15 protein-coding genes are annotated in these 23,345 nt (G+C 69.7%); 9 read left to right on the top strand and 6 right to left on the bottom strand.

Translation table 11 applies throughout. The annotated features are described in order from the left end of the window. The first annotated feature begins 76 nt into the window (after positions 1-76). Positions 77-2,929: a cache and HAMP domain-containing protein gene (locus tag CRP50_RS16905; protein WP_097280347.1), complete on the top strand. Its 2,853-nt coding sequence runs from the start codon at positions 77-79 to the stop codon at positions 2,927-2,929. A gap of 31 nt (positions 2,930-2,960) precedes the next feature. Here CRP50_RS16905 and CRP50_RS16900 read toward each other — a convergent pair whose 3' ends face one another. After that, on the bottom strand, positions 2,961-3,407 hold the full coding sequence (locus tag CRP50_RS16900; protein WP_097280346.1) for a GNAT family N-acetyltransferase: 447 nt from the start codon (positions 3,405-3,407) through the stop codon (positions 2,961-2,963). A 191-nt stretch (positions 3,408-3,598) separates the two neighbouring features. Between CRP50_RS16900 and CRP50_RS16895 the strand changes: the two genes are divergently transcribed. After that, the gene (locus tag CRP50_RS16895; protein ID WP_281257943.1) at positions 3,599-5,305 is read left to right on the top strand and encodes an AMP-binding protein; all 1,707 of its coding nucleotides are present in this window, start codon (positions 3,599-3,601) and stop codon (positions 5,303-5,305) included. Between the two features lie 44 nt (positions 5,306-5,349). On the opposite strand, the gene CRP50_RS16890 is transcribed toward CRP50_RS16895, so the two are convergent. Continuing rightward, positions 5,350-6,363, bottom strand: coding sequence for a cytochrome d ubiquinol oxidase subunit II (locus CRP50_RS16890; protein ID WP_245913508.1), 1,014 nt, complete (start codon positions 6,361-6,363; stop codon positions 5,350-5,352). Positions 6,364-6,379: 16 nt separating this feature from the next. Continuing rightward, a complete protein-coding gene (locus tag CRP50_RS16885) occupies positions 6,380-7,801 on the bottom strand; it encodes a cytochrome ubiquinol oxidase subunit I (RefSeq protein ID WP_097280345.1) in 1,422 nt (473 codons plus the stop codon). Between the two features lie 213 nt (positions 7,802-8,014). On the opposite strand from CRP50_RS16885, the gene CRP50_RS16880 reads away from it, so the two are divergent. From CRP50_RS16880 to CRP50_RS16865, 4 genes are all read left to right on the top strand, one after another. After that, on the top strand, positions 8,015-8,791 hold the full coding sequence (locus tag CRP50_RS16880; RefSeq protein WP_097280344.1) for a hypothetical protein: 777 nt from the start codon (positions 8,015-8,017) through the stop codon (positions 8,789-8,791). A gap of 191 nt (positions 8,792-8,982) precedes the next feature. After that, positions 8,983-11,505, top strand: a complete 2,523-nt coding sequence (gene ptsP / locus CRP50_RS16875; RefSeq protein ID WP_097280343.1) for a phosphoenolpyruvate--protein phosphotransferase — start codon at positions 8,983-8,985, stop codon at positions 11,503-11,505. Between the two features lie 17 nt (positions 11,506-11,522). Beyond that, positions 11,523-12,485, top strand: a complete 963-nt coding sequence (gene pfkB / locus CRP50_RS16870) for a 1-phosphofructokinase (protein WP_097280342.1) — start codon at positions 11,523-11,525, stop codon at positions 12,483-12,485. A 26-nt stretch (positions 12,486-12,511) separates the two neighbouring features. Further along, positions 12,512-14,398, top strand: coding sequence for a PTS fructose-like transporter subunit IIB (locus tag CRP50_RS16865; protein ID WP_097280341.1), 1,887 nt, complete (start codon positions 12,512-12,514; stop codon positions 14,396-14,398). Positions 14,399-14,420: 22 nt separating this feature from the next. Here CRP50_RS16865 and CRP50_RS26375 read toward each other — a convergent pair whose 3' ends face one another. Together CRP50_RS26375 and CRP50_RS16855 are read right to left on the bottom strand one after the other, a co-directional pair. Continuing rightward, positions 14,421-15,896, bottom strand: a complete 1,476-nt coding sequence (locus CRP50_RS26375) for a methyl-accepting chemotaxis protein (RefSeq protein ID WP_097280340.1) — start codon at positions 15,894-15,896, stop codon at positions 14,421-14,423. 317 nt (positions 15,897-16,213) lie between these two features. Next, on the bottom strand, positions 16,214-17,377 hold the full coding sequence (locus CRP50_RS16855; RefSeq protein WP_176525226.1) for an ATP-binding protein: 1,164 nt from the start codon (positions 17,375-17,377) through the stop codon (positions 16,214-16,216). 489 nt (positions 17,378-17,866) lie between these two features. Between CRP50_RS16855 and CRP50_RS16850 the strand changes: the two genes are divergently transcribed. The 3 genes from CRP50_RS16850 (at position 17,867) to CRP50_RS16840 (ending at position 21,055) form a co-directional block, all read left to right on the top strand. Beyond that, positions 17,867-18,949: a TRAP transporter substrate-binding protein gene (locus CRP50_RS16850; protein WP_097280338.1), complete on the top strand. Its 1,083-nt coding sequence runs from the start codon at positions 17,867-17,869 to the stop codon at positions 18,947-18,949. Positions 18,950-19,081: 132 nt separating this feature from the next. Next, positions 19,082-19,672 (top strand): TRAP transporter small permease subunit, encoded by a 591-nt coding sequence (locus CRP50_RS16845; RefSeq protein ID WP_097280337.1) that lies wholly within the window; start codon positions 19,082-19,084, stop codon positions 19,670-19,672. Between the two features lie 21 nt (positions 19,673-19,693). Beyond that, entirely contained in the window at positions 19,694-21,055 is a 1,362-nt protein-coding gene (locus CRP50_RS16840) for a TRAP transporter large permease (RefSeq protein WP_097280336.1), read from the top strand. A gap of 84 nt (positions 21,056-21,139) precedes the next feature. Here the strand turns inward: CRP50_RS16840 and CRP50_RS16835 are convergent, their stop codons facing one another. Next, positions 21,140-23,185, bottom strand: coding sequence for a TonB-dependent hemoglobin/transferrin/lactoferrin family receptor (locus tag CRP50_RS16835; RefSeq protein ID WP_097280335.1), 2,046 nt, complete (start codon positions 23,183-23,185; stop codon positions 21,140-21,142). Positions 23,186-23,345: the final 160 nt, after the last annotated feature.

Raw genomic sequence — 23,345 nt, 5'->3', positions numbered from 1 at the left:
TCTGGCACCCCACTTGCTACCAATGGCGCATGCCGTCGGGGCGACCGCCGCTCCGCCCACCGCTCGGGAAGCCGCCATGTCGCCCGCCACCGCCGCCTCGCCGTCGCCGAAGACGCTGTTCCGCTGGATCTGGGCGTCCTATGCCCGCACGGCGCTGGTGCCGCTGCTGGCGGTGGAGCTGCTGCTGGTCGCGGCCTACTTCACCACCAACATGCTGACCAAGGACGCCAACATCGCGTCCATCCGCGAGACGGCGGAGCAGTCGCTGGCCGAGGTGGCGCGGCTGAACGCGGCGGCGGTGGACGAGCGGCTGTCGGCGGTGGCGGACCTGACCGACGTCATGCGCCGCCAGACCGAGGCGCTGCATGCCGCCCCCGTGCCCCCGCCGGTGCCGGCGGACGAGGCGGCGCGCTTCGCCTTCGATCCGACGGGCGTCGTCTACTACACCACCGCCGACGTCGGCCGCGGCGCCGGCTTCTATTCCGGCGTCGTGCCGGTGACGCCGGCGATGCAGGACAAGGCGGTGCGGCTGGCCGCCCTCGACCCCATCCTGCGCGACGTCAAGTTGGCCAACCCCCTGGTGGTGCAGACCTATTACAACACCTGGGACAGCTACAACCGCATCTATCCGTTCTTCGACACGCTGGAGCAGTACGCCCCGAAGCTCGACATCCCGAGCTTCAATTTCTATTACGAGGCCGACGCCTCCCATAACCCCGGCCGCGGCGTGACCTGGACCGACGCCTACGTCGACCCGGCGGGGCAGGGCTGGCTGATCTCGGCCATCGCGCCGGTCTACAAGGGCGACTTCCTGGAAGGCGTGGTCGGCCTCGACATCACCATCGACACCATCGTCCGCCGCATCCTCGACATCCGCACCCCCTGGGGCGGCTATGCCGTGCTGGTCGGGCGCGACGGCACCATCCTCGCCATGCCGCCGGCCGCCGAGGAGGCGCTCGGCCTGCACGAGGTGGGCGGCCACAGCTACGACGAGGCGATCCGCGCCAATACCTTCAAGCCCGAGGACTTCTCGCTGGCCCGCATCGACGGCCTGCGCGACCTGCCGGTCATGAGCGGCGAGGGCCTGGGCGCCGCCGATCTGGTCGGTGGCACGCACCTCGTATCGTGGCAGGCGGTGCCGGCGACGGACTGGCACCTCATCGTCTTCGTGCCGGAGGCCGACCTGTTCGCCTCTGCCGTCGCCGTCGGCGATCGCTTCGACCGCCTGGGCTATGCCATGGTGGCGGCGCTGGTGGTGTTCTACGGCGCCTTCTTCACCGCGCTGTGGTTCGCCGCCCGCCGCCATGCCGCCAGCCTGGCGCAGCCGCTGGAAGCGGTGGTGCAGGCGGCCGGTGCCATCGCCCGCGGCGATTTCCGCCAGTCCATGCCGGAGTCGGGCATCGTCGAGGTCCGCGACGTGGCCCGCGCCGTGGTCGACATGGGCGCCGACCTGGGCGACAAGACCGAGCGGCTGGTCGCCACCTCGCGCTCGCTGGAAGAGTCCGACGCCTTCCGCCGCGCCCTCATCGAGAACCTGCCGGCGCCGGTGGTGCTCTATCATCCCGGCGACCCCGACCTCGTCATCGCCCACAACAGCGCCTACGACGCCCTGGTCGCCGAATACGGCCACGCGGCGGTGCACGACGCGCTGGCGGTGGCCGGCGCCGACGCCGAGGAAGGCGAGATCGCGCTCACCCTGGGCGAGCCCGCCCGCCGCTTCCGCGGCCGCTTCGCGCGGCTGGCCCACGGCGGCGACAGCGGCGTCCTGTGCGTGCTGCTCGACGTCACGGTGCTGGAAGAAGCCCGCCGCCAGATCGCCGAGGCCCGCGACCGGGCGCTCGAGGCGGCGCGACTCAAGTCCGAATTCCTCGCCAAGGTCAGCCACGAGCTGCGCACGCCGCTCAACGGCATCATCGGCCTCGCCGACGTGTGCCGCGGCGAGAGGGACGCCGCCACCCTGCGCGACAGCGTCGCCATGATCGGCCGCTCGGGCGAGGATCTGCTCGGCCTCGTCGAGGACCTGCTGACCATGTCGGCCATCGACACCGGCATCCTTCCGCTCGACGAGCGGCCCTTCGTGCCCTCGGCCCTGCTCGACGACATCATCGCCTCGTTCCGGCCGCAGGCGGAGGAACGCGGCCTGCGGCTCGCCCTGCTGCCGGGGCCGGCGCTGGGCATGCGGGCGCTGGCGCCGGCGGCGCGCATCGGGCAGGTGGTGACCAATCTGATCGGCAACGCCCTGAAGTATACCGAACGCGGCTCCGTCGCCGTGGTGGCCGACCTGGAACTGTCCGCCGGCGACAGCTCGGCGGCGACCCTGGCGGTGATGGTGGAAGACACCGGCATCGGCCTGCCCGAGGGTCCGGTGGAGGCGCTGTTCGAGCCCTTCACTCAGGGCCAGAACGGCCTCGACCGCAAGTACGGCGGCTTCGGTCTCGGCCTCGCCATCGCCCGCGACCTGGCGCTGCGCATGGGCGGCAACCTGACGGCGGAGCGCCGGCCGGGCGGCGGCAGCCGCTTCACGCTGACGGTGCCCGTGAAGCTGCCCAAGGTCATGCCGACGCGGGACGAGCCCGAAACGCGGCGCCGCGCCCTGGTCGCCGGCTTCGACCGCACGACCCAGGCCCTGCTGACCGCCATCCTGGCCAAGCACGCCCTCGCCGTGGAGCCGGCCGCCGCGGCGCTGGCCGAGTCGGTGGAGGCGGGCGACCTGGTGGTGGTGCCGGTGATGGGCGTCGACGCCATCGAGCGCCTGACGCGCCTGTCCGCCACCTCCATCGGGGTGCAGGTGCTGGCGGTGACCGACCCGGCCGCCGCCGACGTGACGGCGCGCCTCGCCCGCATGGGCATCGCCATGCTGCCGCTGCCCATCACGCCGCGCTCGGTGGATGCGGCGCTCGCCCGGGTGCGGGCGCTGGCGGCGGAGTAGGAGTAAGGGGGGCAGGGGTGCCGGCGGACGCTCAGTCCGTCGGCACCAGATCCTTGCGGAACCAGATCTGGCGGTGGCCGGGCGGGAAGTCCTCCAGCACGCCCCACTGGCTGTATCCCTTGCGCTCGTAGAACGACGGCGCCTGGAAATCGTACGTATAGAGACGGGCCCAGCGGCAGCCGCGCGCCACCGCCTCGGCCTCCGCCCGCGCCAGCAGATCGCCGCCGAGGCCGCCGCCGCGCAGGGACTCGTCCAGCCACAGGTAATCCACGTAGAGCCAGCTCCACTGCGTCCACCCCGTCAGGCCGGCGGCGACGGTGCCGTCGGGGCGGCGGGCGAACAGGCACAACTCGCGGCGGTCGTAGGGCGGGCTGACGCGGGTGTTGAAGGTCTCCAGCCCGCGGTGCAGTGCCGCGATGTCGGCGGCGGCGGGGGCGTCGGTCAGCGTCACGGTGAGGTCTTCGGCGCGCACGGTCATGGTGGTCCTTGAGGCAGGCGGTCTCCGCCCGCAGATTCAGGGCTGGGAGCGCCGCAGGCAAGAGCCGCTTCGCGCTACGCCCTTCGGCCGATCACATTGACGTTTACGTAAACGGCAAGGTCGCGCTAGGCTCTCCCGCCGTCACCCCGGAAAGGGGGCGGACCTAATAAGACGGGAGGAGATGTTTCGCCATGAGCGAGATGACGGCCACGGCCAGCCCCAGCTACGTCAGCGGCACCAGCAGCGTGCCCCTGATCGGGGATACCATCGGGCAGCACTTCGATAAGGCGGCGGCTCGCTGGCCGGACACGGAGGCGCTGGTGGTGCGCCACCAGGGCGTGCGCTGGACCTACGCCGAGCTGAAGCGGCGGGTGGACGAGGTTGCGGCGGGCCTGCTCGCCCTGGGCTTGCAGCCCGGCGACCGCATCGGCATCTGGTCGCCCAACAACGCCGAATGGTGCCTGACGCAGTTTGCCACGGCCAAGGCCGGCCTCGTGCTGGTCAACATCAACCCGAGCTACCGCCTGGCCGAGCTGGAGTACGCGCTCACCAAGGTGGGCTGCAAGGGCCTCGTCCTGGCCGACAGCTTCAAGTCGTCCAACTACGTCGAGATGATCCGCACCCTGGCGCCGGAGCTGGACCGCTGCTCGCCGGGCGACCTGAAGGCGGCGCGCCTGCCCGAGCTGAAGGTGGTGGCGCACATCGGGCACGAGCACATCCACGGCATGTACGCCTTCCACCAGATCGCCGAGGCGGCCGACGACGCGGCGCGCAAGCGGGTGGCGGAGCTGGCGGGCAGGCTGCAGTTCGACGACCCCATCAACATCCAGTTCACCAGCGGCACCACGGGCTTCCCCAAGGGCGCGACGCTGACCCACCACAACATCCTGAACAACGGCTTCTTCGTCGGCGAGGCCATCCGCCTGCAGCACGGCGACCGCCTGTGCATTCCGGTGCCGCTGTACCACTGCTTCGGCATGGTCATGGGCAACCTGGGCTGCGTCACCCACGGCGCCACCATGGTCTACCCGTCGGAGGCCTTCGATCCGCTGGCGGTGCTGGAGGTGGTGGAGCGCGAGAAGTGCACCGGCCTCTACGGCGTGCCGACCATGTTCATCGCCCAGCTCGACCACCCGGAGTTCAAGCGCTTCGACCTGTCGAGCCTGCGCACCGGCATCATGGCCGGCAGCCCGTGTCCCATCGAGGTGATGAAGCGGGTCATCCGCGACCTCAACATGGAGCAGGTGACCATCGCCTACGGCATGACGGAGACCAGCCCCGTCAGCTTCCAGTCGGCCGTCGACGACGCCCTGGAGAAGCGGGTGTCCACGGTCGGCCGGGTGCAGCCGCACATCGAAGTGAAGATCGTCGACCTGGACGGCCGCATCGTGCCGCGCGGCACGGCGGGTGAACTCTGCACCCGCGGCTATTCGGTGATGCTCGGCTACTGGGGCGACGAGGAGAAGACGGCCGAGGCCATCGACTCCGCCGGCTGGATGCACACCGGCGACCTGGCGGTGATCGACGACGAGGGCTATTGCAACATCGTCGGCCGCATCAAGGACCTGGTCATCCGCGGCGGCGAGAACATCTATCCGCGCGAGGTGGAGGAATTCCTCTATCGCCATCCGGCCGTCAACGACGTACAGGTCATCGGCGTGCCCGACAAGAAGTACGGCGAGGAACTCTGCGCCTGCATCCGCGTCCGCGAAGGACACGAGGTGACGGAGGACGAGATCCGCGAGTTCTGCAAGGGGCAGATCGCCCACTACAAGATCCCCAAGTACATCCGCTTCGTCGACGAGTTCCCTATGACCGTCACGGGCAAGATCCAGAAGTTCGTCATGCGCAAGCAGCTGGCGGAGGAACTGGGCCTGGCGGAAGAGAAGACGGCGTAACGGCCATCGCCCGGCATCGGGCAGGGTAGGGCAGGGCGGCGCCCCTAGTAGTGGGCGTCGCCCGTCACCTTGCCGCGGAACACCCAGTACGAATAGACCGTGTAGCCGATGGTGATGGGCACCAGGATGCCGAGCCCGACCAGCACGAAGCCCTGCGCCGACGGCGCGCTGGCGGCGTCGTAGATGGTGATGTCGGGCGGGATGACGTAGGGCCACAGCGTCACGCCGAGGCCGTAGTAGCTCGACAGGAACAGCCCGACCGTCGCGAAGAACGGCACCCGGTCGTCGTGGGTGCGCGACACCCGCAGCAGCAGTCCGGCGAGCAGGGCGCCGATCACCGGCGCCGGGGCGACGAACAGGATGCGCGGCCACTCGAACCAGCGCTGCACGATCCACTCGTGCAGGAACGGCGTCCACACCGACACGCCGACCGCCGCCGCCACCACCATCACCGTCAGCGGCGCCACCAGCTCCCACGCCCAGTCGCGGGTGATGCCTTCCGTCTTCAGGATGGTCCAGCCGGCGCCGAGCAGGGCGTAGCCGCAGATCAGCCCGGCGGCGCACAGGAAGCTGAAGGGCGACACCCAGGCCAGCGGGTCGCCGGCGAACTGGCGCCCCTCCACCTCCACCCCCTGCACGAAGGTGCCGAGCACCAGGCCCTGCGCGAAGGTGGCGAGCAGCGAGCCGGCGAAGAAGCCCACCGACCACCACCCTTTGCTCGGCCCGCCTTGGGCGCGGAACTCGAAGCACACGCCGCGGAAGATCAGCCCGATCAGCATGAGCATGAGCGGGATGTAGAAGGCCGGCAGCAGCACCGCATAGGCGAGCGGAAAGGCCGCCAGCAGGGCGGTGCCGCCGAGCACCAGCCAGGTCTCGTTGCCGTCCCACACGGGCGCGACCGAGTCCATCATCAGGTCGCGCGAATGCTCCGACGGCGCCAGGGGATAGAGCAACCCGACCCCCAGGTCGAAGCCGTCCAGCAGCACGTACATGAACACCCCGAGCGCCAGGATGGCGGCGGCGATGAGCGTCAGGTCGACGGCGGTGGGCATCTCCATGGCGTGCGTGTCCTTCTCAGGTGCCCGTTTCGGGGGCATCGGCGCCGTGGGCGGCCCGCGCGGCGGGCTGCTTCATGCCGATGGTCGGCCCGGGGCCGGCGGGTTCCAGCTCGGTCGGCGGACCCTTGACGATCAGCTTGCGGATGAACCAGATGCCGGCCGGGAAGATGACCGCATAGGCGGCGATGAACAGGGCGAAGCTGAACACCACGTCGCCGCCCGACAGGCTCGGCGTCACGGCGTCGGCGGTGCGCATGAGGCCATAGACCACCCACGGCTGGCGGCCGTGCTCGGTCACCACCCAGCCGGCCAGGATGGCGACGAAGCCGATGGGCAGGCACCACTGCGACAGCGCCAGATACCACCCGGCGCCCCACGGCCCGCCGCGGCGCAGGCGCAGCAGGTTGCCGGCCAGCGCCATGAACACCATCAGCAGCCCGATGCCGACCATGAGGCGGAAGCCGAAGTAGACGTAGGGCACCGTCGGCCAGTCCTCGCGCGCGACCTGGTCGAGCCCCGCCACCTCGCCGGTGAGGCTGTGGGTGAGCAGGATGCTGCCGGCATAGGGGATTTCCAGGTTCCAGCGTATCTCGCCGGCGTCCATGTCGGGCCAGCCGAGCAGGCTGAGCCCCATGGCCTCGCCGTCGCGGTTGGTCTCGAAGTGGCCTTCGATGGCGGCCAGCTTGGACGGCTGGTGCTCCAGGGTGTTGAGGCCGTGCAGATCGCCGATGACCACCTGGGCCGGTGCCAGGATCAGCAGCAGCCACAGGGTCATGGACATCATGGTGCGGCTTTCCACCACCGCCTCGCCGCGCCGCAGCTTCCACGCCGACACCGCCATGACGCAGAAGCCGGTGGTCAGCATGGCCGCCGTCACCATGTGGGTCAGGCGGTAGGGGAAGGAGGGATTGAAGATCGCCGCCCACCAGTCGGTGACCGCGAAACTGCCGTCGGGCAGGATCTCGTAGCCGGCCGGGGTGTGCATCCACGAGTTGGCGGCGAGGATCCAGAAGCTCGACGCCAGCGTGCCGAGCGCCACCGTGATGGCGGCGATGGTGAACATGCCCTGCGACACCCTGCGCCGCCCGAGCAACAGGATGCCGAGGAAGGTCGCCTCCAGGAAGAAGGCCGTCAGGACCTCGTAGGTCAGCAGCGGGCCGAGCACGTTGCCGGTCTTTTCCGAGAACCGGCTCCAGTTCATGCCGAACTGGTAGGACATGACGATGCCCGACACCACGCCCATGCCGAAAGACACGCCGAAGATCTTGATCCAGAACCGCGACAGCCGCCCCCACACGTCGTTGCGGGTGATCATGTGCAGGACTTCGAGCAGCGCGATATAGGCCGACAGGCCGATGGTGAAGGCCGGGAACAGGATGTGGAACGACACCACGAAGCCGAACTGGATGCGCGACAGCAGCAGGGGGTCGAAGTCCATGGGATCTCCCCGGGGCAGTGAGAAACGGCGACGGCTTCGGAGGGTCGGAACTCCCTTGCCGCAACGCGGGATATTTCGCGGCGGTTGCAGATGATCGGGCTGTCTTCCCGCGGGCTGCAGCGCTTGCGTGTCACGCTTCCAAGTCCGACCGATTCCGGGCACTATCGCACCAAGGGCGTAAGCCTGTGGGCGCATGGATCGAAGGGTCGCGCAATGAGCCATTCCGGCGAAAAGTACCTGCGGCGGATGACCGGGCAGATCCTCGATGCCCTGGTGGCGAGCGTGCTCGCCAAGGCCAAGGGCGGCACGGTGGAGGTCGCGACGCTGCGCTCCGTCGCCGAGGCGCTGAAGTCGAACCCCGAGTTCGACGCCTTCTACGGCCACGCCTACGACCACCTGGTGGAGGCGATCGAGAAGGACTCGCGCCTGGAGATGCGGCGCAACGCGCTCGGCCGCCTCATGGTCCACCCGCTGGCGCAACTGTTCAACGAAGAGCGGCTCGACCGCTCCCTCCTGCCCAACCTGTTCCACTTCCTGCAGCTGTCGCTCGGCGAGCAGCTGGAGCATTACGCCGAGGCCTGCGCCGACATCGTGCAGGTGCTGAAGCTGGAGAAGGGCGAGGACTTCGAGTGGGACACCTTCTACGCCCACCCCGACGCGCGCGCCATCCAGGCCAAGGTGCTGTGGACCATCGCCAAGGCCTTCAAGAACTTCGACGCCCGCCGCGAGTGGTTCGTCAAGCTGATGCAGTACCACCCGTCGTCCATCAGCCTCGGCGCCCACATGTTCATCCCGGTGCCCAAGCCCCTCGGCAACGAGGCGCCGGCGCCCTTCGGCAAGGCCGAGTTCTGCACCCTGTTCCAGGCCCTGTTCGCGCCGCTGCACGACCTGCCGCCGGCGGAACGGGCGCATCTGCACTCGGCGTTGGACGACTTCGACCAGAAGCGCTTCGACCGCTTCATGCTCGACCTCGCCGCCTGCGGCGTCTGAGCGGGCGGCTTCCCCGCGCCCTCCTGCCGCAACCGGCGGACGCAGGCCACCGTTTCTCCACGCGCGCATCGACTTTCGGGAGATGCGCCGGGAGAAGGGGTTAAACCGGCGCGGCTATTTTGGTACCCTTTCTCAACCGCCATAACCTGAATGCCGCCGGGCGAGCGGCTCCGGGAGGAAGGGAAGCGGCCATGCTACGCCTGTCCAAGGACATGGTGGTCCTCGGCATGACGGCCACCGACAAGGCCGACGCCATCCGCAAGACCGCCGCCATCCTGGCCGATGCCGGGAAGGTAGACCCGGCCTATGCCGACAGCATGCTGAAGCGCGAGCAGCAGACGGCCACCTACCTCGGCAACGGCATCGCCATTCCGCACGGCCTGCGCGGCGACGGCGGCATGATCCGCGACACCGCCATCTGCGTCGCCCAGTTCCCGCAGGGCGTGACCTGGAGCGACGGCGAGGTGGTGCATATCGCCGTCGGCATCGCCGCCAAATCCGACGAACACATCCAGGTGCTCGCCAACCTGACCGACGTGCTGCAGGACGAGGCGGCGGCCCGACGGCTCGCCGCCACCGGCGATCCGCAGGACGTGCTCGACATCCTCAACCGCGACCGCGACCAGGCTTCCGCCCCGGCGGCGGGCGGCGGAAGCGGCGACCTCGACCGCTATGCCGCCTATCCGGTGCGGGAGGACGTGACGGTCAGCGGTCACCACGGCCTGCATGCCCGGCCGGCGGCGGTCTTCGCCGGGCTCGCCAAGCAGTTTTCCGCCGACGTGCGGGTCGCCCACGGCGCCAAGGTCGCCAACGCCAAGAGCCTCGCCTCGCTGCTCACCCTCGGGGTCGAGAGCGGGTCCACCATCCGCATCCTCGCCGACGGCGGCGACGCCAAGGCCGCCGTGCGCGCGCTGGCCGAGGCGGTGCGGGCGGGGCTCGAGGAAGACGACGCCGGCGACGACCTGCCCGACGAAGGCACCGCCGGGGCGGCCAGGCGCGGTCCGGCGCCGGCCGTCGACTTCGCGGGCGACGTGCGCAAGGGCGTGGCGGCCTCGCCGGGTCTCGCCATCGGCCCGTTGCATCGTCTCGCCCGGCCGGACGTGCTGATCCGCGACGAGAGCCGCGGCGCCTCGCGCGAGACCGCCTCGCTGGAAGCGGCCATGGCGGAGGCGCGCCACCAGTTGCAGGCGCTGCATGCGGCGGTGGCGGCGCGGGCGGGGTCCAAGCAGGCGGCCATCTTCCTCGCCCACCAGGAATTCCTCGACGATCCCGACCTGGCGGCCGAGGCCAAGGCGCTCATCGACGGCGGCCAGTCCGCCGGGCGGGCGTGGCAGATCGTCACCGACCGCCGCGCCGCGGAAATGGCCGAGCTGTCCGACGCGACCCTGAAGGAACGCGCCAACGACATGCGCGACGTCGGCGCCCGCGTGCTGCGCATCCTGGCCGGGCAGACCGGCGTGCTCAGCCCGGCGCCCATGCCCGACCATCCGGTGATCCTGGCGGCGGAAGACCTCGCGCCGTCCGACACCGCCAACCTGGATACCGCCAGGGTGCTCGGCATCGCGCTCACCGCCGGCGGCCCCAACAGCCACTCGGCCATCCTCGCCCGCTCGCTGGACATCCCGGCCGTCGTGTCGCTCGGGCACGAGATCGATGCTGTGGACGACGGGACGGAGGTGGTGCTCGACGGCGACCACGGCCTCCTTCTGGTCGCCCCCGACGCCGACGACCGCCGCAAGGCCGAGGACGCCCGCGACGAGCGCCGCGCCGCCGCGCAGGACGCCAAGGCCGCTGCCTACAAGCCCGCCTTCACGACGGACGGCGAGCGCATCGAGGTGGTCGCCAACATCGGCCGCACCGACGAGGCGGCGCGGGCCGTCGAGGCGGGGGCGGAAGGTGTCGGCTTGCTGCGCACCGAGTTCCTGTTCCTCGGCCGCGAGGAAGCCCCCACCGAGGACGAGCAGGCCGCCGAACTGACCCGCATGGTGGAGGCGCTGAACGGCCTGCCGCTGGTGGTGCGCACCCTCGACATCGGCGGCGACAAGGACATTCCCTTCCTGCCCATGCCGCCGGAGGACAACCCCTTCCTCGGCCTGCGCGGCATCCGCCTCGCGCTCGCCAAGCCCGAGCTGTTCCGCAGCCAGCTGCGCGCCATCATGCGGGCGGCGACGCGGGCCCCGGAAGGGGCGGTGAAGGTCATGTTCCCCATGATCGGCACGCTGGAGGAATTCCGCGAGGCCAAGGCCATGCTGGAGGAAGCGCGGGCCGAGATCGGCGCGCCGCGCGTGGAGGTGGGCATCATGGTGGAGGTGCCCTCGGCCGCCCTCATGGCGCCGGAGTTCGCCCGCGAGGTCGACTTCTTCTCCATCGGCACCAACGACCTGACGCAGTACACCCTCGCCATAGACCGCCTGCACCCGACGCTCACCCGCAAGGCCGACGGCCTGCACCCGAGCGTGCTGCGCCTCATCCGCGCCGTGGTCGATGCCGCCCATCCGCACGGCTGCTGGGTCGGCGTGTGCGGCAACATGGCGGCGGAGCGGGTGGCGGCCCCCATCCTCATCGGCCTCGGCGTCGACGAGCTGTCGGTGAGCCCGCCGGCCGTCGCCGGGTTGAAGGCGCAGATCCGCGGCCTGTCCTACGGCGAGTGCCGCGAGCTGGCCGAGGCGGCGCTCGCCTGCCGCACCGCCGCCGACGTGCGCCGGCTGGCATGAGCGGAAAGGACCACGCCATGCCCGACCGCACCGTCCGCGTCTGCACCGTCACCCTCAACCCCGCCATCGACCTGACCGCCGGCATGCGCGACTTCCGGCCGGGGCGCGTCAACCGCATCGCCTGGGACCGCGCCGACCCGGGCGGCAAGGGCGTCAACGTGGCGAGCTTCCTGGCCGACTTCGGCGTCGGGGTGAGCGTCACCGGCCTCATGGGGCTGGAGAACGCGCGGCCCTTCGCCGACCTGTTCGCGCAAAAGGGCATCGCCGACCGCTTCATCGGCCTGGCGGGGCGCACCCGCACCAACGTCAAGCTCATCGACGAGGCGGCGGCGGGCGAGGCGGCGGTCACCGACCTCAACTTCCCCGGCCCGACGGCGACGCCGGCCGCCCTGGAAGAGGTGGGCGCCACCCTCGACGCCCTCGCCGCCGATCACGAGGTCTTCGTGTTGTCCGGCTCGGTGCCGGCGGGGGTGGAGGACGACGTCTACGCCCGCCTGATCGCCCGCCTGAAGGGGCGCGGCCGGAAGGTCATCCTGGACGCCAGCGGGGCGCCGCTGCGCCACGGCGTCGGCGCCGGCCCGGCGCTCATCAAGCCCAACATCCACGAGCTGCGCGAACTGGTCGGACGGGTCGGCGACGACCCCGCCGAGGTGGCCGCCGCCGCCCGCGACCTCATGGACCGCGGCGTCGGCTCCGTCGTCGTGTCGCTGGGCGGCGAGGGCGCGGTGCTGGTGGAGCCCGGCGAGGCCGTGCACGCCGCGCCGCTGTCCGTCGCCGTCGCCTCCACGGTCGGGGCGGGGGACGCCATGGTGGCGGGGCTCGTGCTCGGCCTCTTGCGCGGGCTGTCGCTGGCCGACCGCGCCCGCCTCGCCACCGCCTTCTCCGCCGCCGCCCTCACCACCCTCGGGCCCCGCCTGCCGCCGCCGGCGGAGGTGGAGGCCCGCATGTCCGACGTGCGCATCACCCCGCTGCCGCGCTGAACCCGTCCGTCCGAAGGAGCCCCGGAATGGCCCGGATCGTCGCCGTCACCGCCTGCCCGACGGGCATCGCCCACACCTTCATGGCCGCCGAGGCGCTGAAGAAGCAGGCGAGCCTGCTCGGCCACGACATCGCCGTCGAGACGCGCGGCTCCGCCGGGGCGGGCTCGGAACTCACCTTCGACCAGATCGAGGCGGCCGACGTGGTCATCCTCGCCGCCGACACCACCGTCCCGACGGAGCGGTTCGGCGGCAAGCCCATCCACAGCACTTCCACCGCCGCCGCCATTCGCGACCCGCGGGCGGTGATCGAGGCGGCGCTGGGGCGACAGGCGCCCGCATCCTCCGGCCGCGCGACTGCCGCTCCGCCGCCACCCCCGCCGCCGGCCGACGAGGCGCGGGCGGAGGCCCGGGCTGAGCGCGGTGCCGTGCCCGAGCCGGTGCCGGCGGCCCCTGCCGGCGGCAAGCGGCTGGTCGCCATCACCGCCTGCCCGACGGGCATCGCCCATACCTTCATGGCGGCCGAAAGCCTGCGCAAGGCGGCGCTGGAGATGGGCCACGCCATGAAGGTGGAGACGCAAGGGTCGGTCGGTGCCAAGAACCAGCTCACCGACGAGGACATCCGCGACGCCGACGCCGTGGTCATCGCCGCCGACATGAACGTCGCGACGGACCGCTTCGCCGGCAAGGCCATGGTCATGACCTCCACCGCCGCCGCCCTGAAGAACGGCCGCGCCGTCATCGAACAGGCGCTCGCCACCCCCGCCGGCAAGACGGCGGGCGAGGGGGCGGCCGGGGCGGCCACCGGGGCCGCCGGGTCGCCCGGCTACCAGCAGGAGGTGCAGCGCGCCAAGCAGCAGCTCAGCGCCCAGCGGGCCGGGCCCTACAAGCACCTGCTGACGGGCGTGTCCTACATGCTGCCGCTGGTGGTGGCGGGCGGGCTGCTCATCGCGCTCTCCTTCGTCTGGGGCATCGACGCCTTCGAGCAGGAAGGGACCATCCCCGCCGCCCTCATGCAGATCGGCGGCGGCGCGGCCTTCGCGCTCATGGTGCCGATCCTGGCCGGCTTCATCGCCTATTCCATCGCCGACCGGCCGGGCATCGCGCCGGGCCTCATCGGCGGCATGCTGGCGAGCCAGCTGGGGGCCGGCTTCCTCGGCGGCATCATCGCCGGGTTCATCGCCGGCTACGTGTCGCTGTTCCTGCGCGACCGCCTGCCGCTGCCGCAGACCCTGGAAGGGCTGAAGCCGGTGCTCATCATCCCGCTGATCGCCGGCGGCATCACCGGGCTTCTGATGATCTACGTGGTGGGCGCGCCGGTGAAAGCGATCATGGACGGGCTGACGGCCTGGCTGAACGGCCTGTCGGGGACCAATGCCGTGCTGCTCGGCGTGCTGCTGGGTGCCATGATGGCCTTCGACATGGGCGGGCCGGTGAACAAGGCGGCCTATACCTTCTCGGTCGGACTGCTGGGCTCCGACACCTTCGGACCCATGGCGGCGACCATGGCCGCCGGCATGACGCCGCCGCTCGGCCTCGCGCTCGCCACCTTCATCGCCCGCCGCAAGTTCAACGCCGAGGAGCAGGAGGCCGGCAAGGCGGCCGGCGTGCTCGGCATCTGCTTCATCACCGAAGGCGCCATCCCCTTCGCCGCCAAGGACCCGGTGCGGGTGATCCCCTGCATCATGGCCGGCAGCGCGGTGACCGGCGCACTCTCCATGTTCTTCGGCTGCACGCTGCGGGCGCCGCACGGCGGCATCTTCGTGCTCGGCATCCCCAATGCCGTCGGGAACCTGGGCATGTACATCGTCGCCATCGTCGTCGGCACGCTGGTGACGGCCGGGCTGGTGGCGGCGGTCAAGCGCCCCCTCGACCACGTGCAGGTGCCGGCGGAAACGGCCCCCAAGGCGCCGTAGCCGCCGGCCCGATCCCGCCCGGTCAGGCCACCTTCGCCGAGTACCGTCGCACCTTGGCGGTGGCGTCGTCGATCTGCTCCGACGCCGCGGCGATGTCGCGCACGCTGGCCGAGATGCGGTGCACGCCGTCGGCGGCGACCTGCATGTTCTGCGAAATGTCGCGGGTGACCGCCGACTGTTCCTCGACCGCCGCCGAGATGTTGCCGGAAATCTCGTTCAGCAGGTCGATGGTACCGCTCATGTCGCGGATGGCGGCGACGACCCCTTCCGTCGCCTGTTGCACGGCGGCCACCTGACCGGCGATTTCCTCCGTCGCCGTCGAGGTCTGCTTGGCGAGGCTCTTCACCTCGTTGGCGACCACCGCGAAGCCCTTGCCGAGATCGCCGGCCCGCGCCGCCTCGATGGTGGCGTTGAGCGCCAGCAGGTTGGTCTGGCTGGCGATGTCGTTGATGAGCTTGACCACTTCGTCGATGCGGGCGGCGGCGGTGGCGAGGCCGCCGACGATGCCGGTGCTGCGCTCGGCCTGCGCCACGGCACGGCGCGAGACGTCCAGCGCCTGGGTGACCTGGTGGCTGATCTCCTGGATGGACGCGGCCAGCTGCTCGGTTCCGGCGGCGACGGCCTGGACGGTGGAGGTGGTCTCGTCCGACGCCGAGGCGGCGGCCGAGGCCTGACCGGCGGCGCCGGCGACGGCGTCGGCGATGCCGTTCAGCTCGCCGTCGATGACGCGCTGGATCTCCTGCCGCTCGCGGCGCTCGTGGACGGCGGCGGTGATGTCGGTGGCATACTTCACCACCTTGAACAGCCGGCCGTTCATGTCGCGGATGGGGGTGTAGGAGGCCTGCAGCCAGATGTCGCGCCCGGACTTGGTGACGCGGCGGACCTCGCCGATCATGGCCTTGCCGGCCTGCAGCTCGCGCCAGAAGGCGTCGTAGCTGCCGGTGCGGTCGTCGCGGGCCATGAACAGGCTGTGGTGCTTGCCGACGATCTCGTCGGCGCGGTAGCCCATGGCCGCGAGGAAGTTGTCGTTGGCCTCCAGGATCGTGCCGTCCATGGTGAAGTGGATCACCGCCTGGGACTGGCCGATGGCGGTGACCTGACCCTCGAAGTCGGCGCTGCGGCGCTTGCGGTCGGTGATGTCGCTGGCGATCTTCAGCACGCTCGCGACGGCGCCGCGGCGGTCGCGGATGGGCAGGTAGGTGCCCTGGATCCACACCTCGTGCCCGTCCTTGCGCAGCCGCTTGTACTCCGACGTGAAGTGCCGGCCGGCGGCGAGATCGCGCCAGAAGGCCGCGTAGGTCTCCGAAGTCCGATCCTCGGGGGCGACGAACAGGCTGTGGTGACGGCCCCGCACGTCCTCCAGCCGGTAGCCCATGAGGTCGAGGAACGCCCCATTGGCGTCGAGAACTTCGCCGGTCGGCGTGAACTCGATCATCGCGTGGGTGGCGCTCAGGGCGGCGTATTTCGCGGCCGCGGATGGGCGGGGGCTCCGGAACATGCGGGGGATCCTCGGGTTTGGTCTGGGGATTATCTTTACGCACGGATCGCTGTGTTGGATCTTTCGGATACCGAAATCAGGCCAATTATATCCGAATGATCCCTGTGGCAAGAATGCCGGTTCGGCCTCCTTCCTCCACGGCGGCCGCTCGGGGAGCCGTGAATGCCCGGCTCGGAGGTCCCGGAGGCCGGGCGTGCCAAGTTACTGGGAGGAAGAAAAAATTGTCATGCCCGGACTTGATCCGGCCATCCACGGCGGCGCTGGCGTCGGCCGTCCTCGCTCCATGCGCCGAGGCGTTGTCAGGCCGACCAGTCGCCTCAGGCCACGGCCTCCTCCTGCTCCGCCCGCCAGGCCACCTCGGCCACCTCCGCCGCCGGCAGCAGGACGTGGAAGCGGGTGCCGGCGCCGGGGGTGCTGTCGACGGTGATGCGGCCGCCCGACTTGGCCGCCAGTTCGGCGCACAGCACGAGGCCGAGGCCGGTGCCCTTCTCGCCGCGGGTGCCGGCGGTGGAGATGGGGCGGTCGATGTGGAACAGCTCCGCCACCCTGGCGGCGCTCATGCCGACGCCGGTGTCGGTGACCGTGAGGGCGATGCGACCCGGCGCGTCCGGGGCCGGGGCGGCCGTGATGGCGACGGTGCCGCCGGGTTCGGTGAACTTCACCGCGTTGCCCACCAGGTTGCGCAGGATGGTGTCGACCACCGCCGGATCGGCCAGCACGTGGTATCCGTCGACACGGTGGCGCAGGGTGATGCCCTTCTCCTCCGCCGCCAGCCGGTGCAGGGTGGTCACCCGGTCGGCGAGGCGGGCGAGGGACACGGGCTCGGGCCGGATCTCCATGCGGCCGAGTTGCAGGCGCGACCACTCCAGCAGGTTCTCCAGCAGTTCGTAGGCCGCCTTGCCGCTGTCGTGGATGATCTGCACGTATTCCAGCACCTGCTGCGGCGGCATGGCCGGCGCCCGCGCCAGCAGCACTTCCGAAAAGCCGAGCAGCGCGTTGAACGGGCTCTTCAGGTCGTGGGCGATGATGGAGAAGAAGCGGTCCTTCTCGGCGTTGGAGCGCGCCAGTTCGGCGTGGGCGTGTTCCAGCTCGACGCCGATGCGCCGCCGTTCGATGGCATGGGCGATGACGCGGCGGACCAGCGTGCCGTCGGTGAAGCCCTTGACCAGGAAGTCCTGGGCGCCGGCGCGGATGGCCTCCATGCCGATCTCCTCGTCGTCGAGGCCGGTGAGCACCACCACGGGCGTCTCCGGGCACAGGGCGACGACGGCTTCGACCGTCGGCATGCCGCGGCTGTCGGGCAGGTGCATGTCGAGCAGCACCACGTCGGGCACATGGGCGGCGAGATGCGCTCGGGCCGCGGCGAGGCTGGAGGCCTCGGTGACGACGTAACGGGCCGTCGTGCCCTCGGCGAGCATAAGCTGGACGAACCGCGCGTCGGCGGGATTGTCCTCCACCAGCAGGATTGTGATGGCCTGCACCTGGACCTCCTCCGGGCTCACCGCCGGGCGGCGGAGGAAGCCCGCATACACATTGCGGTCTTGAACCTTTCCGCGGGCGGCGTCAACAGGATCCCGCTGGTCTACGACCTCTGCCGGAGGGCGCCGGGTGTCCGCTTATGCCTTCAGGAATAGATTTCGGCTCTCGTGCGACCGACCATGCAGAAAAGTCGCGCCGACTCGCATTGCGACGGCAAAAGCAGCCGACGGAGGGCTTTTCGTGCGGCCGGTCAGGGTCCAGATGAAGACGACGGGCCGCCGCCGCCCCGCAATGCTCTTTGGTTACAAGGCTCTTTCGTGCGCAATTCCCTTACGCCGTGCATACGGCGCTTGTGCCTCTCCCGATCATTGGATAGCCTGAGCGCGCAAGTACGGTAAAGAGCCGGCGCTTCAGGGCGCAACGGCCCGTAAAGAAGTTTTGAGACTGGCCGGCCAACGGCCGGCATGAACTCGACCCCAGGGAGGTTACATATGCTCAAGCGAGTAACGAAGCACGCGGTCGCCCTCGGCGTGGCCGGCGTTCTGACCGCCGGTCTCGTCACCGGCGCGCAGGCGCAGGAGCGCGTGCGCTGGCAGATGACCATGGGCTTTCCCTCGACCCTTCCCGCGCTGGCCGACACCGGCCCGTGGGTGGCCGAGCAGCTGAAGGCCATGTCCGGCAACAAGATCAACCTGGAAGTCTTCGAGCCGGGCAAGCTGGTCAAGGGCACCGAGGTGTTCGAGGCCGTCTCCGCCGGCAAGGTCGACTCCGGCTACGTCTGGGCCGGCTACGAGATCGGCAAGCTGCCGGCCTCCGCCCTCTACGGCGCCGTGCCGTTCGGCATGGAACCGGCGCAGTACGCCGCGTGGATGCTCGAAAAGGGCGGCCAGCAGATGATGGAGGAGATCTACGCTCCCCATAACATCGTGCCGCTGTACTGCGGCTCCATCAGCCCCGAGGCCGCCGGCTGGTTCCGCTTCCCGATCGAGAACCTGGACCAGATCAAGGGCCTGAAGATCCGCTTCGCGGGCCTGGGCGGCGAGATCCTGCAGAAGCTGGGTGCCTCCGTCACCCTGCTGCCGGGCTCCGAGCTGTTCGAGGCGCTCGAGAAGGGCGTCATCGACGCCACCGAGTTCTCCCTGCCGGTGGTCGACGAGCAGCTGGGCTTCTACAAGGTGGTCAACTACTACCACCTGCCGGGCTGGCACCAGCCGTCCACCAACCAGTTCCTCTACGTCAACAAGGCGAAGTGGGACGCCCTGGCCGAAGAGCAGCAGGCCATGATGCGCACCGCCTGCATCGCCGGCGTCGCCAAGTCCATCGCCCGCGCCGAAGGCACCCAGGGCGCCGCCCTGAAGCGCCTGCAGGAAGAGCACGGCGCCAAGGTCGTCGAGATGCCGGAAGACGTTCTGCGGGCTCTGAAGAAGGCCTCCGACGAAGTGCTGGCCGACTACTCGGCCAAGGACGCCGACTTCAAGCGCGTCTACGAGAGCATGCAGGCCTTCATGGACGAGAACGCCCAGTGGCACCGCATGGGCTACCTGCCGCGCGACTGGCGCCAGTCGCAGCAGTAAGCGGCCGATGGGCGGGCCGGCCCGGCGCCGGCCCGCGTTTCCGACCTTCCTGCGGGGCGGGGGCCCGACAGTCCCCGCCCTTTTCCGGACGAGGGCGCCGACGCCCTTATTTCTGAACAAGACGGAGCATCCATGAGCGCACAGCCCGTGGACCGCCCTGAAGCGCCCGGCGACGACCTGCCGGCCGACTTCGCCCTGCCGCGCACCGCGCCGTCCAACGTGCTGGACCGCTTCGTGCGCTGGGTCGGGCGGGTGACCAGCTGGATCTGGGTCATCCTGGTGGCGGTCATCGTCCTTCAGGTGGTCCTGCGATACTTCTTCAACATGGGGTCCATTCAGCTCGAAGAGCTGCAATGGCACATCTACGCCATCGGCTTCATCCTCGGCCTGTCGTATTGCATGGTCGAGGACCGGCACGTGCGCGTCGACGTGGTGGCCGAGCGTCTTCGGCCGAAGAAGCGGGCCTGGATCGAGCTGTTCGGCCTGGTGTTCATGCTGCTGCCGTTCCTGGTGACGATCCTTCTGCAGTCGATCCCCTACATCGAGACGAGCTTCATCCAGAACGAGCGCTCCGCCGCGCCGGGCGGCCTGCCGTACCGCTGGATCCTGAAGTCCTTCATCTTCTGGGGGTTCCTGCTGCTGATCCTGGCCGCGGTGGCTCGCCTGCTGCGCTGCACCGCCATGCTGTTCGGCGTGCCGCGCCCGATCTGGCCGAAAGAATGAGCAGGGCACGGGGGAACCATCGTGGAACAGTATGAAATCGTCGTCATCATCCTGCTGCTCAGCTTCATCGGCCTGATCTTCACCGGCTTCCCGCTGGCGTGGATCCTGGGCGGCATCTCCTTTCTCTTCACCGTCATCTCGTTCGCGCTGCTGAACTGGTTCGACATCGACACCTACTTCCTCGACAGCTGGTCGGATTTCGCGGTCATCGTCGACCGCATCTATGCCCAGATGTCGAACTGGGTGCTGGTGTCGTTGCCCATGTTCGTCTTCATGGGCCTGATGCTCGACCGCTCCGGCGTCGCCGAACGCCTGATGAAGAGCTTCGCCAAGCTGTTCGGCGGCCTGCGCGGCGGCCTCGCCATCACCGTCATCGTCATCGGCGTGCTGCTGGCGGCCTCCACCGGCATCGTCGGTGCCTCGGTGGTGCTGCTGTCCATGCTGGCGCTGCCGATCATGATGGAGAAGAACTACGCCAAGACGCTGTCGACCGGCGTGGTGGCGTCGTCGGGCACCCTCGGCATCCTCATCCCGCCGTCGATCATGCTGGTCATCATGGCCGACCAGCTGTCGCTGCCGGTGGGCGACCTGTTCATGGGCGCCATCATCCCGGGCCTGCTGCTCGGCGTCTCCTACATCGTCTATGTGGTGATCGTCGGCTTCGTGAACCCCTCGGCCGCGCCGGCGCCGCCGCATCACGAGCGCATCGGTTGGCACGACGTGTGGGAGACTGTGCTGGCGGTGCTGCCGCCCTTCGGCCTCATCCTTGCCGTGCTCGGCACCATCTTCTTCGGCATCGCGACGCCGACGGAGGCCTCGGGCATCGGTGCGCTGGGCGCGACGATCCTGGCGCTCGCCAACCGCCGCCTCGACATGAACGTGGTGCGTCAGGTGTGCCGCGAGACGGCGCTGACCACCGCTTTCATCTTCGGTATCTTCCTCGGTGCCACGGCCTTCGCGCTGGTCATGCGCTCGCTCGGCGGCGACGAGTTCATCGGCGACCTGCTGAAGGGCCTGCCGTTCCCGCCGTGGGGCGTGGTGATGTTCATCCTGTTCATCGCCTTCCTCGCCGGCTTCTTCCTGGACTGGCTGGAAATCAGCCTGATCATCCTGCCGCTGGTGGCCCCGGTGGTGAAGGATCTGGGCTACGACCTGACCTGGTTCACGGTGATGTTCGCCGTCTGCCTGCAGACCAGCTTCCTGACGCCACCCGTCGGCTTCTCGCTGTTCTATCTGAAGGGAGTGGCGCCACCCGGCATCACCATCGGGCACATCTACAGGGGCGTGATTCCCTTCGTGATCGTGCAGCTGCTCGTTCTTGCCGCGGTCTTCCTGTGGGAGGATCTGATCCTCTGGCTGCCGGGCATGATGTACGCCCGCTGACCCATCGGAACGCCGAAGACGACGACACCCCTCTCCGCCGGCGCGGAGAGGGGTGTCTTCATTACGGCCGCCGCCGTCGGGCGATCAGAACCGGATGGTGCCGCTGACGAGCACGGTGCGGCCGGGTTCCGCCTCCTGGTTTGCCAGCGTGGTCTGGTAGGTGGTGTCGAAGATGTTGTCCACGGTCAGGCGCAGGGTGACGGCGTCGTCGAGCTGCGGCGGCGTGTAGCTGACGTATGCGGTGTGCAGCAGGTAGCCGCCGGCGGGATCGTCGGCGGCGTCGGTCGGGTCGTCCGGCAGGGCGACGTCCAGGTCGCGCCGGCCGGTGAAGCGCCAGCCGAAGTCGAGGCCGTTGTCGCGGTCGCGGGCGCCGATGGTGAGGGTGGCGTGATCGCCGAGCCCGCTCTGCAGGCGTTCGCCGGTCTCGGCGTTCTTGCCGCGGGCGCGGCTCAGCGACAGGCCCGCGTAGGCAAAGCCGGCGTCGTAGGACAGTTCCAGCTCGCCGCCGCGCAGGTGCGCTTCCGGGATGTTCTCGTAGCCGTAGGTGGAGGCGGCGAAGTTCGGCCCGAAGCGGCCCATCACCAGATTGAAGTACTCCGCGATGTAGTCGTCGACGCTCGCCTGGTACACCGACGCCTTCAGGCGCAGCTTGTCCTGCGGCAGGAACAGGTCGTCCTGGGCGACGTTGAGGCCGACTTCCCAGTTCTCCGCCGTCTCCGGCTGGAGGTTCGGATTGGGAACGAAGCGGAAGGACGCCGGCGGCGGGTGGCTGCCGTTGATGAGCGTCTCGGTGATGGACGGCGCACGGAAGGCGTTGGCCCACGACCCGTAGGCGGTGATGCCGTCGAGCAGCTCGTAGCCCAGCGTGACCTTGGGCGACACGGCGTTGTCGGAGGACTCGAGGGCGCCGCTTTCCAGCGTATAGTCGTCGAACCGCAGGGCGCCGACCAGCGACCAGCGGTCGGTGAGGGCGATCTCGTCCTGGATGAAGGCGCCGAGGACGCGCCGTTCGCCGGCCGGGGTGAATTCGAGCGGGCCGCCGGCGCGCGTCGCCTCCACCGTGTCCTGGAAGCCGTCGACGCCGACGGTGAGCGCGTGCCCCGTGCCGCCGAGGTCGAAGCGCGAGGTGTTGAACACGTCGAAGCCCGGCGTTTCCACCTCCAGCCGGGTTTCGCGGCCGAGCGGCGAGCCGCTGATGCGGGTTTCTTCCTGCTCGGTGGTCGTGTAGTAGGCGTTGACGGTCAGGTCGACCAGCGGCGTGTCTTCCGGCGTGAAGTGGTAGGTGCCGGTGACCGTGTTGGCGGTGGTCGTCAGGTCGTCGACGGTGGCGGTGCCGCTCTCGAAGTCGAACTTATTGTGAATGAGACTCACTCGCAACATATGCGAGTCGTTGGGTGTCAGGGTCAGCTTGGCGAGGGCGCTCTGCTGGTCCCAGCCCGAGTTCACCACCTTGGTGCCGTCGCCGTCCTCGTAGTCTTCCAGCCGGCCGAGGGAGGTGGACACGACCACGTCGGCCCAGTCGACGGCGCCATAGGCGGTGGCGGTGCCGCGACGGCCGTCGCCGTTGGTGCCGACCGTGCCGGTGAGGGAGGCCCCGAAGGTTTCACCGGGCCGCAGCAGGTCGGCGGCGTCCTTGGTGCGGAAGTTCACGACGCCGCCGACGGCGCCCGAGCCGTAGATGGCCGCCGACGGCCCGCGCACCACGTCCACCTGACCGATCAGTTCGGGATCGATGAACACCATGGTGTTCTCGCCGTGGCTGGAGCGCTGGAAGTTCTGCCGGGCGCCGTCGACCATGACGTTGACGCGGCCGAAGTTCTCCATGCCGCGGATGCCGATCTTGGTGCCGGGGCCGCTGACCGCCGAGACGGATGTGGTGACGCCGGGAACACCGTCCAGCAGATCCCCCGCCGACAGGGGCTGGAAGCGGGCGAAGTCGTTGGAAGTCCGCACCGAAACCGGTGCCAGCGAGTCGACCGGGCGCTTTTCGGTGCGTTCGGCCGATACCATCACCGGGTCCAGCACGATGGACGCCGGTGCGGCGGCCTCCTCGGCCTCGGCCATTACCGGCAGCGCCAGCACCAAGGCGACGGCGGTGCTTCCGGCCAAAAGGGTCCTGAAAGCGGGCATATCCTCCTGCTCCTTCACGCAATGTCGGACAACACTGCCCCTATTGATAGCGCGCAAATTCGCAATTGCAACGCATTCTCATTCGCAGTATGTCGAATGCAGGAGGCGCCGCGCCGGCCGTCGAAGCCGTGCCCGCCGGCGCCTGGAACTGCCACAGGAG

Origin of the sequence: Caenispirillum bisanense (assembly GCF_900230255.1) — a bacterium.
GTDB classification, from domain to species: Bacteria; Pseudomonadota; Alphaproteobacteria; order Rhodospirillales; family Rhodospirillaceae; genus Caenispirillum; species Caenispirillum bisanense_A.
This window is presented reverse-complemented; position numbering and strand designations above follow the sequence as displayed.